The sequence below is a fragment of the Marivirga atlantica genome (assembly GCF_016734805.1).
In the GTDB taxonomy this organism is placed as follows: domain Bacteria; phylum Bacteroidota; class Bacteroidia; order Cytophagales; family Cyclobacteriaceae; genus Marivirga; species Marivirga atlantica.
Map to the genome: position 1 here is coordinate 602,833 of NZ_JAERQG010000002.1, position 15,704 is coordinate 618,536.

The following is a 15,704-nucleotide window of genomic DNA, read 5'->3' on the forward strand; positions in this document are numbered from 1 at the left end:
TTTAGTTTGTTATGACCAGTTAAATGTTATTTCCTCGTCATCATTTTCAACCTGCACAAAAGGTAAGTTATCAATTTTCAGACAAATTCTTTCTGACATCGGTAAAGGATCAAAGTTTGAAATCTGATCGATAAACATAAAGTCGCAATACTGGATAGGAGCTGTTGAATTATTAGCTTTAATTTTACTATTCAACTTCCCTTCAAAACCATGGAAATAAACTCTGATTTGCTTATACCTGGAGTCAAAACTTCCTTCTTTTTTATTAAGAACAAGCTGTTTGTTTTGTGGATCAAATTGGATTAAACGTTTGTAATAAGAGCCATCCAGATGGTTGAAACTGCTACCATCATCTTCATAATATAAAAACTCATTGGTGTTTTTACCTGCGTAAATATGTAAGTCGAGGATGTCGTTCGTATTCTGTGTTAAGTTCATGGTTTTGTCTTGCATAGGAACAATCCCTGAAGCCTTAACAAATACAGGAAGCCTTTCAATAGGGCACTCTACAATTACTTCTTGGTTGCCACTGTAATGGGTGTCATTGAACAAGTCGTACCATTCTCCTTCAGGGAAATAAACCTTTGCCAGGTTCACTTTACTAGGTACTGGAGCTACCAGAATATTATCTCCGAAAAGGTATTGATTTTCATATCGGTTATCATATACCAAATCATCGTGCGGGTAAGCGATAGCAAGACTTCTGGCTACAGGTATACCTGTTTCATGCGCAGCAAAGAATGATGTATAAATATAAGGCATCATTTTATAGCGCAAGTTGATGTAGTTTCTACTAATTTCTTCAACCTCTTCACCGTAGGCCCAAGGTTCAGAATCGCGACTATTAATCATTGAATGACCTCTAAAGAATGGAGCAAAGGCACCAATAGAAATCCATCTTGCAAAAAGCTGACTATCAGCTTCTCCGGCAAAGCCTCCAATATCATAACCTGCAAAGGCAACACCTGCCATGCCAAGACTATTTACAAGCCTTACACCAAGCAACATATGTTCATCATCAGCTACATTGTCTCCAGTCCAGACTGCTGCGTACCGTTGAATACCTGAGAAACCTGCTCTTGTTAAGTTAAAAACTCTTTTGTTAGGGAGATTTTGCTTGGCACCTTCATAAGCACTTCTGGCCATTTGCATACCATAGACATTTCTTCCTTCTCGGGCAGTTGATTTTCTACCTTCAAAGTCAAATTCTATCAGTTCTGGTAAGGTTTGTCCCCAAGTGGCTATTTCATTCATGTCATTCCAGAAACCTTCAATGCCCATTTCGGTATAGGTTTTGAGTTTTTCAGTCCACCACTCACGTGCATTGGCTTTGGTGAAGTCAGGGAAGTGACACCATCCGGGCCAAACCTCACCTTCATAATAACTACCGTCAGGATATTTCAAGAAAACATCTTCCTCCTTGCCACTTTCATAAGCTTCATAACCATCTTCTACTTTGATACCAGGATCACAAATTACTACTACTTTAAAGCCCTGATCTTCCAGTTTTTTAATCATGCCCTGTGGGTCTGGAAAATCATTTTTATCCCATGTGAATATTTTGTATTGCTCCATGTAATGTATGTCAAGTACAATTACATCAGCAGGTATTTCCTTTTCTCTGAATGTTTTTGCAACGCTTAACACTTCTTTATCAGGTCTGTAGCTGTATCTGCATTGTTGGTATCCTAAAGACCATAAAGGAGGTAATTCCATTCTACCTGTTAAATCAGTATAGGTACTAATTATTTCTGCAACAGTAGATTCATATATAAAATAATATGCCATATCGCCTTTATCGGCAGAAAAGCTTGAGAACCGTCTGTTAGAAGCTCCGAAATTAAAATGCGTTTTATGGGAATTGTCAAAATATATCCCATAAGCCAATTGATTATGTATACCTATATAAAAGGGTGTCGTACAATAGAGTGGATCAGAATCAGGCGGGTAACCAAAATGATCAGTGTTCCAGTTCTGATAACCATGACCTCTTCTGTCTAAAGGACCTGTTTTTTCTCCTAAACCAATAAAACGCTCCTTCTCCTGAAGTTTCTTATAAGTAGTTACCTGTTCTCCAATCCAACTAGTTCCAAATGCGTGGTCATCTTCGTTGATGATGTTTCCTTTTAAGTCTTTGAAGATAACAGTAAAAGGGTTTTTTAGAATGCATACAATAAGTTTGGATGTTTTTATTTCCAGCGCATCTGATTTTTCAGAAAGTGTAAAATCTACACCAATAGGCTTGGCAATGATGGCATAGGAGTGTTCATCAAACTCTTCTTTTTTAGATAAATGCACCTTGATCATTCCTTCCTGTAGGATTAGGATTTTGAAATTTGCATTTTCTGTGGTGCCGCTCAAGCCGAAAGGTCTTCTAGAGTAATTAATGATGGCTCCACAATGTTGAGATATATTTGACTCGCTGGTTGCGTTCTGAGGAATCATAGCAAAAAACTTATAGTTGTAATTGCTAATCTATTTATAATACTAAGTGAATTGACGTGAAAGTATGCCTAAAATAATGCAAACGTTTTCGCAAACGTTTGCGGAAAACTTTCAGACACTTACAAATAAGCTCATTTGATGCTTAAACTTGCTCCGAAGGTCTTTTTAAAGAGGATTCTCTCACCACCAAATTGGTTTTTAGGGAAATCGTTTCTGTAATGGCCTCTTCATCTTTGCCCAAGTTGATTTGTTTCATGAGTAGTCGAGTGGCTTCTTGGCCCATTTTAAAACCGGGCTGTGTAACAGAAGATAATGCAGGTTGAATTAAACTTGAAAATCTCCAATTACTAAAGCCGACAATAGCAATGTCTTCAGGTATTTTCATTCCTCTTTTCTTAATCGCTGTCATAGCACCATATGCTGCCACATCGTTGTTGGCAAAAATGGCATCAGGCGGAAAACGATAATCTAATAATTCGTTGGTGATGGCTTCGGCTTCCTCATAAGTTCCTAAACCGCATATTTTTATGAGGTTATCATCAATCATATACTTATTGTCTGCCAATGCGGCTTTAAAGCCATTTAACCTATTATTACTGATAGTCAAGTTCTGTGGGCCTGCTAAATGTGCTATTCTATAATAACCTTGTTCAATCAAATGCGTGGTTGCTTCGTAAGCTCCTTGCTCATCATTTACTATTACTTTGCATGCGTTGATTGATTCAACCACCCTGTCAAAGAAAACAACAGGTGTTCCTGCATCAATTAACTGCTGTAAATGATTGAATTGGTTGGTTTCCCTTGAGATAGAAATTAAAATACCATCGACCCTTGAATTAAATAGGGCTTTTGTATTCATCATTTCTCTATCAATAGATTCATTCGATTGCGTAATGATAACATGATAACCAGCATTATGAGCAATATCTTCTATACCACTTATAACAGCTGAGAAGAAGAAGTGGGCTATTTCCGGAATAATAACACCTATTGTGTTCGTTTTGCTCTGTCTTAATGAGAGTGCAACTGAATTAGGTTGATAATTTAATTTTTCTGAGAGTTCTTTAACAGCCTTTTTTGTCTCAGGGCTAATATCAGGATGATCTTTAAGGGCACGGGAAATAGTAGAGGGCGAGACATTCAATTCTCGGGCTAAATCTTTTATAGTGATATTTCCTTTTTTCATTTCCTTAAGGCTGTTAATAAGTCGAAATATAACAATTGACTTGAGTAAGCGCCTAACGAAACTAAAGATTAACATCAATTTAATCTAAAATATTTGTCAGACTAAAAATTAAGTTTCGAAAAGTGGTGTTATGCAAACGTGTTCGCAATCGTTTGCGGTGAAAATTATAGGTTTATCTTATTTAAACCGCCTTTATGATTTTATTATTGATATGTGAATTGGAGTTGCGAAGGATTGATGAGCACTTCATTTAATAACACATTAATCTAAACAATTAAAAATTATGAAAAACTTTAAAAAATTATGGGCCGTTGCTTTGATGCTTGCAGCTTCATTCGCAATGGTGTCATGTGACGAAGACGAGCCAATAGTTGAAGTTCAGGAAGGTCTGAATGTTGCTGACGGCTATTATTTTGTAGTTGAAGGTGAAGACCCTGTAGCTGAAAGATCATTAACTCCAGAGCAAGTTGAAGGAGATGGTTTCGCAGCTGTGGACAGAGATGGTTTCTATGGTAATTATGTTTTTTTAGAAGCTGGTGATTATCAATTGCAGAAGGTTGAAGCCAAAGAAGTGTCGTTAACTTTAGGAGGAGCTTTATCAACTGTTCCGTTAGATTCTTTAAGTGATGAAGAGCCATTTAATAGTTATGATTTGGCCTTGTTAACAGAAGATGGCGCTGCTATTAATATTGCTAATGATGGTTTCTATAAAGTGTCGTATGATGAAACTACTTCTGAACTTATTGTAATGGAGGTTGAGAAAGTTTCTTTCATCGGTGCACCCTCAGGTTGGTCAGATGTTGAGATGACAACAGTTAGTTCTAACCCTGATGACGGGTTTGTATTTAATGCGCAAGGTGTAACTATCAGAGAAGGTGATAATTACAAAATAAGAATAAACAATGCTTGGAAAATCATTAGAAATAATGATGCGGGAGATGGTTATGTTGCCTTTACAAATTACGGAGGATCTGCTGATAATCTTGTTGCTGGTGGAGGTGATATTCCTTTTGCACAAGAAGATGGGGTATATACTGTAGAAGTAGAATTGCAGAATGACGGTGGAGCTTTCCTAAACTTTAACAGGACTGGTGATGCTGAAGAAATAACATTTGATCCAGATGATTATAACTGGGGTGTAATTGGCAGCGTAACTGCTAATGGTTACGATGCTGATAGAAACTTGGTATATGCAGGCGTTGATGGCGATGTTTATTCATGGGTTGGTGTTGTATGGTTTGCAGATGCAAACTTAGATCCAAATGATACAGGTGATCGAAGGTTCAAGTTTAGAAATAATGACGATTGGACAGTTAACTTAGGTGGAGCTATAACTCCTGATGGCACTCAAGCAACATTAGCTGTTGGTGGAGGTGATATTGTTGCTCCTGCTTCAGGCGCTTATTATATTGTATTATCAACGGCTGATGAAGGTGAAACTTGGAACGCAACCATGATTGATACAGGATGGTCATTGATTGGTGCAGGATCGCCATCTGGCGACTGGAATGTTGATACAGCGTTAGAGGTTGTCGGTAATGATAATGGCACTGTATCTTTCAGCTACACTGGAGCCTTCGTTGGAGGTGAGTTTAAAGTAAGAGCGGGAGGAGATTGGAAACTGAATTATGGTGGCTCAATAGATGCGTTAGAATATAATAGTGGTACAAATCTTACGCTAGATGCAGGAACTTATGAGTTTGTATTATCTTTTGATGGAGAAACTTATACCGCTTCGGCAACAGCTCAATAATTTTTAATTATAAGGCAAGAGGGAACCCTCTTGCCTTTTTCACTTTAAAACAAACTTTATGCGATTATTATTAACCATATCGCTTTTATTCCTTTCTTTTTTATCTTTTGCTCAGGATGTTCCAGGCATCTCACCTCAATTCTTTGATGCAGAAGATGAAATAACAATTTCCTATAATGTAACAGGTTCAGATTTGTCAAGTCTTTCTGATGCCTACATTTGGATGTGGTTGCCTGATGAAGGTGCCGATGCCCCAAGTAATATTAATCCTGCAAGTAGTGATGCAGACGCTACAGCCCCAGCCAAATTCACTAAAAGAAATGAAAATGGTAATACTTATTTTGATATTACCTTAGTACTGACTGACTTTTTAAATCAGGATGCTTCATCAATACAGAAAGTCGGGATGTTACTTAAAGGAAATGATTGGTCTGATGGACAAACAAGTGATTACATAACAGAAATATCCAGCGGCTTTGCTGCCAATTTAATCAGCCCGTCTGGTAATTTCGGATTTTATGAAGCTGGCCAATCCATTGATATTAATTTTGCCGTATCCGAGTCGGCTACTATTAACTTTCTAGTAGATGGTGAGCTAGTTAGCTCTGAGGTTAATACAACTTCATTCAATACAACTCATAATGTTATAGATGACGGTGCAGCTCATACCCTAACTATTGAAGCTGACAACGGATCAGAAACTGTAACAAGAAATTATAGCTATATTACTACACCAATAGTAGAAGAATTAGCCGCACCAACTTCAGCCTCGCTGGGCATCAATTACAACTCCAATACAAGTGCAACTTTATTACTAGAGGCTCCTAATAAGAAAAATGTATTTGTTATCGGTGATTTTAATAATTGGAGTCTTAATAACAATTACCTAATGAAAAAAGATGGTGAGCGCTTTTGGTTAACAATTGAAGACTTAATGCCAGGCGAAGAATATAGATTTCAATACTTAGTTGATGGCGAAATAAAAATTGCTGACCCCTACACAACCAAAATAGGATCTGAGTTTGACGATCCTCAAATTATTGAAGAGAACAGGTATCCCGAATTACAGTCATATCCTTCAGGTCAAACTTCTGAGGCAGTCTCTTATTTGCAAACAGCCAAACCAAATTTTGAATGGACTGATTCGGAATTTACAAAGCCTGAAAAGGAAGACTTGGTCATTTATGAATTGCTCATTAGAGATTTTACTGAAATGAGAACCCTGGAAGCAGTTCGCGATAGATTAGATTATCTGGAAGATTTGGGAATTAATGCCATTGAATTGATGCCTGTAATGGAATTCGAGGGTAACTTAAGTTGGGGTTATAATCCATTTTCTATGCTAGCTTTTGACAAGTTCTATGGTACAGAAGAAAACTTAAAAAACTTTGTTAATGAATGTCACAATAGGGGGATAGCAATCATTTTGGATATAGCACTAAACCATCAATTTGGAAGAAGTTCATTGGCCAGATTGTATAATGATGGTTTGTATGGAAATCCAACTGCCGATAACCCATGGTTCAATACCTCTGCACGTCATGATTTCAATGTAGGCTACGATATGAATCATGAGAGTGAATACACTCAGAAATTTGTAGATAAAGTCGTTTCATTTTGGTTAGAGGAATATCATGTAGATGGTTACAGATATGACTTATCTAAAGGTTTTACTCAAAAAAACACATTGGGTAACGTTGGTCTTTGGGGTCAATATGATGCATCAAGAATAGCTATACTAAAGAGACTTGCAGATCATCAATGGTCAGTAGATCCTGAATCCTATGTCATCTTGGAGCATTTTGCGGATAATGCCGAAGAAAAGGAGCTAGCTAATTATGGCATGATGCTTTGGGGTAATCACAACCATGATTTTTCAAGCCTTGCCAAGGCCAATAATAGAAACATAACCAATATGTTTTATGAAAGCAGAGGTTGGGAAAACCCACATTTAATTAACTACATGGAGAGCCATGACGAAGAGCGAGTGGCTTTCGAATTGGGTAAGAATAACAGCAGTTCATTGGCTTATCAAATGCAACGTTTAAAACTTAATGCGGCCTTTTTCTTTATGGTTCCTGGCCCTAAAATGTTGTGGCAGTTTGGTGAATTTGGTTACGATTTAGAGCTTAACAATGACAGATTGGGTGTTAAACCAACGCGTTGGGAGTATTTGGAAGATGAGGAAAGACAGAGTCTTTTTCAGGTATATCAATCCCTGATTAAACTAAAAACACAGACAGACTATCTTAATAGAGAAAACTTTGGTTGGTCGGCTGGTAGTACTGTTAAGTGGATAAGATATAATGATCAGGAAACAGAGTTTGTACTTGTAGGTAATTTTGGGAACCAAAAAGATGAGCTTGACCAGCAAATTATAGCTGAAGGTACTTGGTACGATTACTTTTTAGGTAAAGAGATTAACATAGTATCCTCTGAAGATTTCAGCTTTCCTTTGGCCGCAGGTGAATTCAGGTTATTGGTTAATCGACCTATTGAAAACTTTATAGATGATACAATTGAGAAAGATATTGTACTCACTAATAGCTCGAAAAAGAATCTGGATATAAATGTATCTATCTTCCCAAATCCTGCAAAAGGATACGTTAAACTCATCTCAGCATCTCAATTACGATCAGTTAAAGTATTCGATTTAGCTGGAAAGCAGCAAAATTTGGACATTGTCCAATTTGATCCATTTCAGTATGAATTGAATATGACTGACCTGCCTAATGGTCTTTATATTATTAAGGCACAGGCTGGTGAGCAAATAGTAAACGAGAAATTATTAATTCAACATTGACCCGACAATCTAAATAAATTAGTATGAAACAGATTAATACCAAATTAATGAATCGATGGAAGCCTCTGATGGGAGCTCTCTCAATTCGGAAGATTGCAAGCTTATTTACCCTGATTTTGCTATTAGGAATAAACGCTTCGTTTGCACAGCAACGTACTATTTCAGGTACTGTAACCGATGGCACAACAGGCGAAACCTTACCTGGTGCTAGTGTCAAGGTAAAAGGTACTTCAAGAGGCGCAACAACAGATTTGGACGGTAATTTTAAAGTAGAGGCTACAGCTAATGATGTATTAGTAGTTTCATTCATTGGTTATGCTACACAAGAAATTGAAATAGGTAATAAAACTTCCTTTGATATTCAAATGGGGCTGGACGTTTCGCAATTAAGCGAAGTTGTAGTAGTGGGTTACGGTACGCAAGAAGAGAAAGACGTAACTGGTGTAGTCTCAACCGTAAATGAAAAGGAGTTTAATCAAGGTCAAATAGCATCACCAGAAAGATTAATCACTGGTAAAATTGCAGGAGTAAACGTAAATCCTGGTAATACTAGATCAGGCGGTGCATCTATCACGATTCGTGGTCGTGGATCACTTCAAGCACAAAGAGAACCTTTGGTGGTTGTAGATGGGGTGCCTATTGATACTGACGGATCTTCTGGTACAAGAAATGCCAACAATTTTATAAATCCTTCAGATATTGAGAGTGTAACTGTGCTTAAGGATGCGTCTGCTACAGCAATCTACGGTTCTAGAGCGGCAGCCGGTGTGATTATGTATACCACTAAAAGTGGAAAAGCAGGTAAAACCCAAGTTGCCTATGATGGTTCGGTAGTTTATTCCCAGATTTTTAGAGAACCTGAATTCCTAAATCCAGCAAACTTTAGAGCAGTAGTAGCCAATAAGGCACCACAACGAAGTGATGATTTAGGTGAAGCTAGTACAGATTGGTTTAATGCCGTTACTCAGCCTACATTTAGTCAAAATCATAATGTTTCATTTTCAGGGGGTAATGAGACCATTAATTTCAGGGGGTCAATAAACCGAATGAATAATCGTGAGGTAATCGTTGGCGATGAAAACACAGTAACTCGTTTGTCATTGTTACTGTCGGCAAAATTCTGGAATGATAATTTAAAGGTTACATTTAATACCAAAAATGCTTTAAATCAAGATACTTATAAACCAAATGTAGCTGGCTTGGCAGCATCATTTGATCCTTCTCAACCAATATATGTTGAAGGTAACGATGAGTTTGGTGGTTATTATGAATGGGAGGATCAAGGTCTAGCACCAACTAACCCCGTATCACAGCTTGAGCAACAGGTAAACAAAGGAGAAAACAGAAGATCATTTAATTCATTAAACTTCGACCTTAAGATACCTTATGTTGATGGTTTAAGCCTAAATTCATCTACCACTTTTGATACTAAGGATGGAAGTAATAATTATTTCGAACCATTTACATTAAGAAATACTAATAGAGATGGCTTTATCAGTAACTCAGTAAACAAGGCTTATACTTTTACTCACTTTAGTTACGCCAATTATAAAAAGACCTTTGGTTCGAGCGACATCGACTTTATGCTAGGCTATGAATTCAATGAGCAGTACAGAGAAACATATGGCTATTTTGGAGAAAATCTCCGTGATGATATAACAGCTTATTTTCAGCCTAGTCAAATACCGCAAGATGAAATTCAAATCAATGCATTGTCTCCTGTAAGAAATAGACTGCAGTCATATTTTGGTAGAATTAATTATTCACTTCAAGATAAATATATAGCTACTTTTACTTACCGAGCTGACGGTTCTACCAAATTTGGCCCTGGAAATCGTTATGCATTCTTTCCATCAGCTGCACTTGGTTGGAGAATCATTGAAGAAGATTTCTTTCAAGATTTAACGGATGCCTTCACTAACTTAAAATTAAGGGTAGGTTATGGGGTAACAGGTAACCAGTTTATTCCGGATTATTTATATGAGAAGAATTATTTTGTTGGTACTCAAACTGCATCATATCAATTTGGAGACAATTATTACCAGGTAATTAGGCCTACAGCGGTTGACCCCAATATACAGTGGGAGCGATTAGTCTCAACAAACATAGGAATCGACTTCGGTATTTTAAATGGTCGAATGTCAGGTACAATAGACGTTTATACTAAAGATACCGATCAACTACTCTTCAATGCACCAGTAGCCGCTGGAACTAATGTTGGGGATAGAGTTGTAACTAACATTGGTTCAATGAATAATTCAGGAATTGAAGTTGCCGTAAATAACGTAGTTTATGATAATACTGATTTTACCTGGAACCTGAATTATAATTTTACCTATAACAGAAATAGAATTACTGCTTTAAATAATGAACAAGATGAAAATAGTTTTGGTATTGAGATTGGCGGAATTGCTGGTGATGTAGGTCAAAATATTCAAATCATAAGAGTTGGTGAGGCTTACGGTTCTTTCTTAGCCTTTAACCAATTGTATGATGATAATGGTCTTCCAGTTAAAGGACCTCAACCAGTTACTTATGAAGATGTAAATGGCGATGGTTCAGTAAATGAAAATGATTTGGTGGTACAAGGGGTGGCCGATTCGCCAATTCTTGTAGGTATAACGTCAAATATGACCTATAAGAACTTCGATTTGTCATTTACATTGAGAGGCAAATTTGGAGGAACAGTATACAATAACACCGCTTCTGCAAATGGTTATTACAATAGATTAACCGAAGGTAATATCCTAAATAATGTTCATGAATCAGCTTTAACTAGTGATTTTAATATTCGTCACTTAAAGTCTAATTATTATTTAGAGAATAGCGATTTCGTAAAATTAGATAATTTGACAATCGGGTATAATTTCAATCAACTGAACAATATGAACTTAAGAGCATATACCACTGTTCAAAATATGATTCCGATTACCGGATATAGTGGACTAGATCCGGAGGCAGGAATTGATAATAATATTTTCCCACCGTCAACTGCCTTCATTTTTGGTATAAGTGCTAAATTTTAAATTTAAAGAGCGATGAAAAGATTATTAATATTAACATTAGCTATTTCTTTCCTTTTCGGTTCTTGTGCTGATCTGGAACTTAAACCACAAGATGGTGCTACTGCAAATAATACCTTTGGTCAATTTACCAATGTTAGAAGTTATCTAGCAAAAATATATGGCGCTTACAGTTTAACGGGTAATCAAGGCCCAGCTGGACAAGCTGATTTACAATTAGTGAATGATGAAGGTTTCACCTCATACATCAGAGCTTATTGGAAAGCACAAGAATTAACAACTGATGAAGCAGTAATCGCCTGGACGGATGCTGGTATTCAAGATTTAAATACCCATACATGGTCGTCAGATAACCAGTTTGTCAAGGTGCTTTACTATAGATTATTTTTAATTATTTCTTATTCTAACGACTTTCTGGAACAGACATCGGCATCAAATGTTGAGAACTTCAGTTATTCTGATTCGGAAAAGGAAACACTAGAAGATTACCGAGCAGAGGTGAGGTTTTTGAGAGCTTTAGCCTATTGGCATGCGCTGGATCTTTTTAGAAATATTCCATTAGTTACAGAGATTACAGCAAATCCTCCCGCTCAGTCAACTCCTGAAGCTGTTTTTAGTTTTATTGAGACTGAATTGAACGATATTGAATCATTAATGCTACCTCCTCAGCAAAACGAATACGGAAGAGCAGATCAAGCAGCTTTATGGATGTTACAAGCTAAGTTGTACTTAAATGCTCCTGTTTATATTGGAGAAGATCGAAATACAGAGGCACTTGCATCTTTAAATAAAGTTTTAAATGGTCCGTACACACTCGAACCGGAGTATAATAATTTGTTTAATGCAGATAACCATAATAGTAATGAGTTAATATTTACGCTTCCTTCTGATGGAATGAGAACACAAAGCTATGGCAGTACAACTTTCCTTACACATGCTTCCATAGGAGGAACAATGACAGCGACAGATTTTGGTGTTGGTGACGGATGGGCAGGTCTGCGTACAACAGCTTCGCTGGTAAGCAAGTTTCCTGATGCAGATGGTTCATCGGATGGTAGAGCTATGTTTTATACCGATGGGCAAACACTAGAAATAAATGATCTTTTGGAATTTACTAACGGTTATGCAGTTACTAAATATTCTAATGTTACTTCTACAGGAGAGGACGGTTCAGACGTGACTTTTGTTGATACAGATTATCCATTATTTAGATTAGGCGATGCTTATTTGATGTATGCAGAAGCAGTTCTTCGTGGTGGTTCTGGCGGAGATGCAGCAACGGCACTCTCTTTTATAAATGCATTACGCGAAAGAGCTTATGGAGATACAAGCGGTAATATCAATACTGCCGATTTAACATTAGATTTTATCCTTGATGAAAGGGCAAGAGAATTATACTATGAAGGTTCAAGAAGAGTGGATTTAATTAGGTTTAATAAATACACAGGAAATGAATATGTTTGGCCTTGGAAGGGCGGTAATATTGATGGTGCATCGATCGATGCCTTTAGAGAAATATTTCCTATACCAGCTAATGATTTAGTAGCAAATCCTAATCTAGATCAGAATGATGGTTACGGTGGATAAGCGTTTTCTTCATATACAACCATAAAACCATATCGGTAAAGGCACGAAAGCTAATTTTCGTGCCTTTCTTTTTTTTATTAAGTCATTATTGTCATTTTTGGGTTCAACTTTAAAACACTCACACAAAATATACAAATATGAAAGCAGGAGTACTCTCAGGTAAGGATATGATGGATCTTTTGAAAGATGCAAAAGACAATAAATATGCTTTGCCGGCTGTCAACGTAATAGGCTCAGACTCTATTAATGCAGTTTTAGAAACGGCTCGTGAGGTAAACTCACCAGTAATGATTCAATTTTCAAATGGTGGAGCAGCTTTTAATGCAGGTAAAGGTTTATCAAATGATGGGCAGAAAGCCGCTATAGCTGGTGCTGTGGCGGGGGCGCATCATGTTCACATGATGGCTGAGCACTATGGAGTTCCTGTTATTCTACATACAGACCATGCAGCTAAGAAGTTATTGCCATGGATCGATGGGTTGTTAGATGCAGGCGAAGAGTATTTCAAAACTCATGGGAAACCACTTTTTAGCTCTCATATGCTTGATTTATCAGAGGAGCCGATTGAAGAAAATATTGAAATCAGCAAGAAATATCTCGAGCGTATGGCGAAAATGGACATGCTTATTGAGATTGAGCTTGGTATTACTGGTGGTGAAGAAGATGGAGTAGATAATTCCGATGTTGATAACAGCAAACTGTATACGCAACCTGAAGAGGTTAATTATGCATACGAGGAATTAAGTAAGGTTAGCAATATGTTTACGGTTGCTGCTGCTTTTGGTAATGTGCATGGCGTATATAAACCAGGTAATGTTGAACTAAGGCCTGATATCCTTAAAAAATCTCAAGATTATATTCAGGAAAAACATGGAACTGCAGAGAAGCCGGTTTACTTTGTTTTCCATGGAGGATCTGGTTCAGAGCCGGAAAAAATAGAGGAGGCTATTGGTTATGGTGCTATCAAAATGAATATTGATACTGATATGCAATGGGCATTCTGGAAAGGTGTTCATACCTATTATAATGCTAACCAAGACAGACTTCAGCATCAGATTGGTACATCAACAGATCCTGATGCTCCAAATAAGAAATTCTATGACCCGCGTGTTTGGTTGAGAGAAGCAGAAAAAAGCATGATTGAGCGTTTGAAAGTAGCTTTTAAAGACTTAAATTGTATGAACAGAATAGCATAAACCAAGCTTAAAATGTTCCAAAGAATTAATATGTTGATAGGGCTGTTCACAGCCCTATTTTTTTTGTCCTGTATTGAGCAAAGTAAAGAACAACAATCACAACAATCCACGGCCATGAAGCCAGTGAAAACATCGGACTTTCCAAATGCAGTAGCTTATGAAATTTTCATACAATCCTTCGCAGATAGCAATGGAGATGGCATAGGCGATTTTAACGGAGCCACTCAAAAGCTTAGTTACCTGGAAGATTTAGGAGTCCAGGCAGTTTGGCTTATGCCTATTATGAAATCACCGAGCTATCATAAATATGATGTAACTGATTACAAAAGCGTACATCCTGATTATGGGACTATGGATGACTTTAAGCATTTCGTAAAAGAAGCTCATCGCAGAGGAATTAAGGTGATTATTGATATGATTATTAATCACACTGGATCTGAACATCCATGGTTTTTAGAGGCTAAAAAAGGAAAAGACAATCCATACCGTGAATATTATGTATGGGCTGACAAAGACTCTATAGCCGACCAAATTGCTAAAAAGGAAGTCACCCAGGATTCAGATAATATCAGGCAATGGCATGCTGTTGACGGTGACGAGTCCAAAGAACATTATTATGGCTTTTTCTGGGGAGGCATGCCAGATTTGAATTTCGATTCCCCAAAAGTAAGGAAGGAAATAGTAGATATAAGTCGTTTTTGGTTGGAAGAAGTTGATGTAGATGGCTTCCGCTTAGATGCTGCCAAGCACATTTATCCCGATGATAGAGTAAAAGACTCTTACCAATGGTGGCAATATTATAGCAATGAAATGAAAAAAATTAAGTCGGATGTCTACCTGGTAGGGGAGGTTTGGGCTCCGGCTGAACTGGTTAAAGAATTTGCCAAAGGTTTGCCAGCATTATTTAATTTTGACCTGGCGGGTAGTATCCAACAAGCTGTGATTAATGAGAAAAATGTAGCCGCTACCATAGAAGGACCTAAATGGGTAATGTTGGAAAATGAGAGTTTGATTGATCGATTAATGGAACAAAGAGAACTTTTTAAATCGGCCAATAAGGATTACCATGATGCTATATTTCTAAGCAATCATGATCAGAATAGAGTGCTGAGTAACTTTGATGGAGACATTGAGAAAGGGAAATTAGCCGCCTCAATATTATTAACGCTTCCAGGCTCACCTTATATTTATTATGGTGAAGAAATTGGCATGCTGGGAATGAAGCCTGATCCTAATATCAGAGAGCCCATGCTCTGGAATAATGAGGGCGATAGTATGAGAACAAGCTGGATGAAGTCGAAATATGCTACTGATGAGACTGTGACACCAGTAGCAAAACAGCAGAAAAATTCAACTTCGATGTTAAACCATTATAAAGAACTGATTAGCTTAAGAAATGAACATGAAGTTTTAGCAAAAGGTGAGTTAATTAAATACCCTTTAGAGAATCAACAGCTTTTATCTTTTGGAAGAAAACTTAATGATACCACTTATTATGTGATCCATAATCTGTCTGCTGAGCCAATAGAAATCAAAAGCACTAAAATCAATCAGATTATCTTTGGTAAGTCTGATTTTGTTGATGGTAAATTGAATGGTAGGAAATCAATAGTTTTTAAATAGAATCGAGATTCCCGATTCCTCGGGAATGACGCTACTAAAAATTCTAAAGTCATGGATGAACGTCATTCCCCTGAAAAGGGGAATCTTT

General features: G+C 37.2%; 8 protein-coding genes. 6 read left to right on the forward strand and 2 right to left on the reverse strand.

Translation table 11 applies throughout. The features are described 5' to 3' along the window. Nucleotides 1–9: 9 nt before the first annotated feature. Together JKP34_RS09940 and JKP34_RS09945 are read right to left on the reverse strand one after the other, a co-directional pair. Complete coding sequence (locus tag JKP34_RS09940; RefSeq protein ID WP_201920469.1) at nt 10–2,445, reverse strand: glycoside hydrolase family 31 protein; 2,436 nt, start codon at nt 2,443–2,445, stop codon at nt 10–12. Between the two features lie 142 nt (nt 2,446–2,587). Continuing rightward, entirely contained in the window at nt 2,588–3,706 is a 1,119-nt protein-coding gene (locus JKP34_RS09945) for a LacI family DNA-binding transcriptional regulator (protein WP_201920472.1), read from the reverse strand. 208 nt (nt 3,707–3,914) lie between these two features. On the opposite strand from JKP34_RS09945, the gene JKP34_RS09950 reads away from it, so the two are divergent. The 6 genes from JKP34_RS09950 (at nt 3,915) to JKP34_RS09975 (ending at nt 15,616) form a co-directional block, all read left to right on the forward strand. Next, a complete protein-coding gene (locus tag JKP34_RS09950) occupies nt 3,915–5,384 on the forward strand; it encodes a cadherin repeat domain-containing protein (protein ID WP_201920475.1) in 1,470 nt (489 codons plus the stop codon). 58 nt (nt 5,385–5,442) lie between these two features. Continuing rightward, a complete protein-coding gene (locus JKP34_RS09955; RefSeq protein ID WP_201920478.1) occupies nt 5,443–8,187 on the forward strand; it encodes an alpha-amylase family glycosyl hydrolase in 2,745 nt (914 codons plus the stop codon). 23 nt (nt 8,188–8,210) lie between these two features. After that, nucleotides 8,211–11,213 (forward strand): SusC/RagA family TonB-linked outer membrane protein, encoded by a 3,003-nt coding sequence (locus JKP34_RS09960; RefSeq protein WP_201920482.1) that lies wholly within the window; start codon nt 8,211–8,213, stop codon nt 11,211–11,213. A gap of 12 nt (nt 11,214–11,225) precedes the next feature. Next, nucleotides 11,226–12,797 (forward strand): RagB/SusD family nutrient uptake outer membrane protein, encoded by a 1,572-nt coding sequence (locus JKP34_RS09965; RefSeq protein WP_201920485.1) that lies wholly within the window; start codon nt 11,226–11,228, stop codon nt 12,795–12,797. Nucleotides 12,798–12,934: 137 nt separating this feature from the next. Next, a complete protein-coding gene (gene fbaA, locus JKP34_RS09970; RefSeq protein ID WP_201920489.1) occupies nt 12,935–13,993 on the forward strand; it encodes a class II fructose-bisphosphate aldolase in 1,059 nt (352 codons plus the stop codon). 114 nt (nt 13,994–14,107) lie between these two features. Then, complete coding sequence (locus tag JKP34_RS09975) at nt 14,108–15,616, forward strand: alpha-amylase family glycosyl hydrolase (protein WP_236664958.1); 1,509 nt, start codon at nt 14,108–14,110, stop codon at nt 15,614–15,616. The last annotated feature ends 88 nt before the right edge of the window (nt 15,617–15,704 follow it).

Excerpts from the sequence above, each read along its gene's own strand:
- JKP34_RS09950 (WP_201920475.1), top strand. The coding sequence starts at position 3,915 with ATGAAAAACTTTAAAAAATTATGGGCCGTTGCTTTGATGCTTGCAGCT.
- JKP34_RS09955 (WP_201920478.1), top strand. The coding sequence starts at position 5,443 with ATGCGATTATTATTAACCATATCGCTTTTATTCCTTTCTTTTTTATCT.
- JKP34_RS09940 (WP_201920469.1), bottom strand. The coding sequence starts at position 2,445 with ATGATTCCTCAGAACGCAACCAGCGAGTCAAATATATCTCAACATTGT.
- JKP34_RS09960 (WP_201920482.1), top strand. The coding sequence starts at position 8,211 with ATGAAACAGATTAATACCAAATTAATGAATCGATGGAAGCCTCTGATG.
- JKP34_RS09965 (WP_201920485.1), top strand. The coding sequence starts at position 11,226 with ATGAAAAGATTATTAATATTAACATTAGCTATTTCTTTCCTTTTCGGT.
- JKP34_RS09945 (WP_201920472.1), bottom strand. The coding sequence starts at position 3,706 with ATGTTAATCTTTAGTTTCGTTAGGCGCTTACTCAAGTCAATTGTTATA.
- JKP34_RS09975 (WP_236664958.1), top strand. The coding sequence starts at position 14,108 with ATGAAGCCAGTGAAAACATCGGACTTTCCAAATGCAGTAGCTTATGAA.
- fbaA (WP_201920489.1), top strand. The coding sequence starts at position 12,935 with ATGAAAGCAGGAGTACTCTCAGGTAAGGATATGATGGATCTTTTGAAA.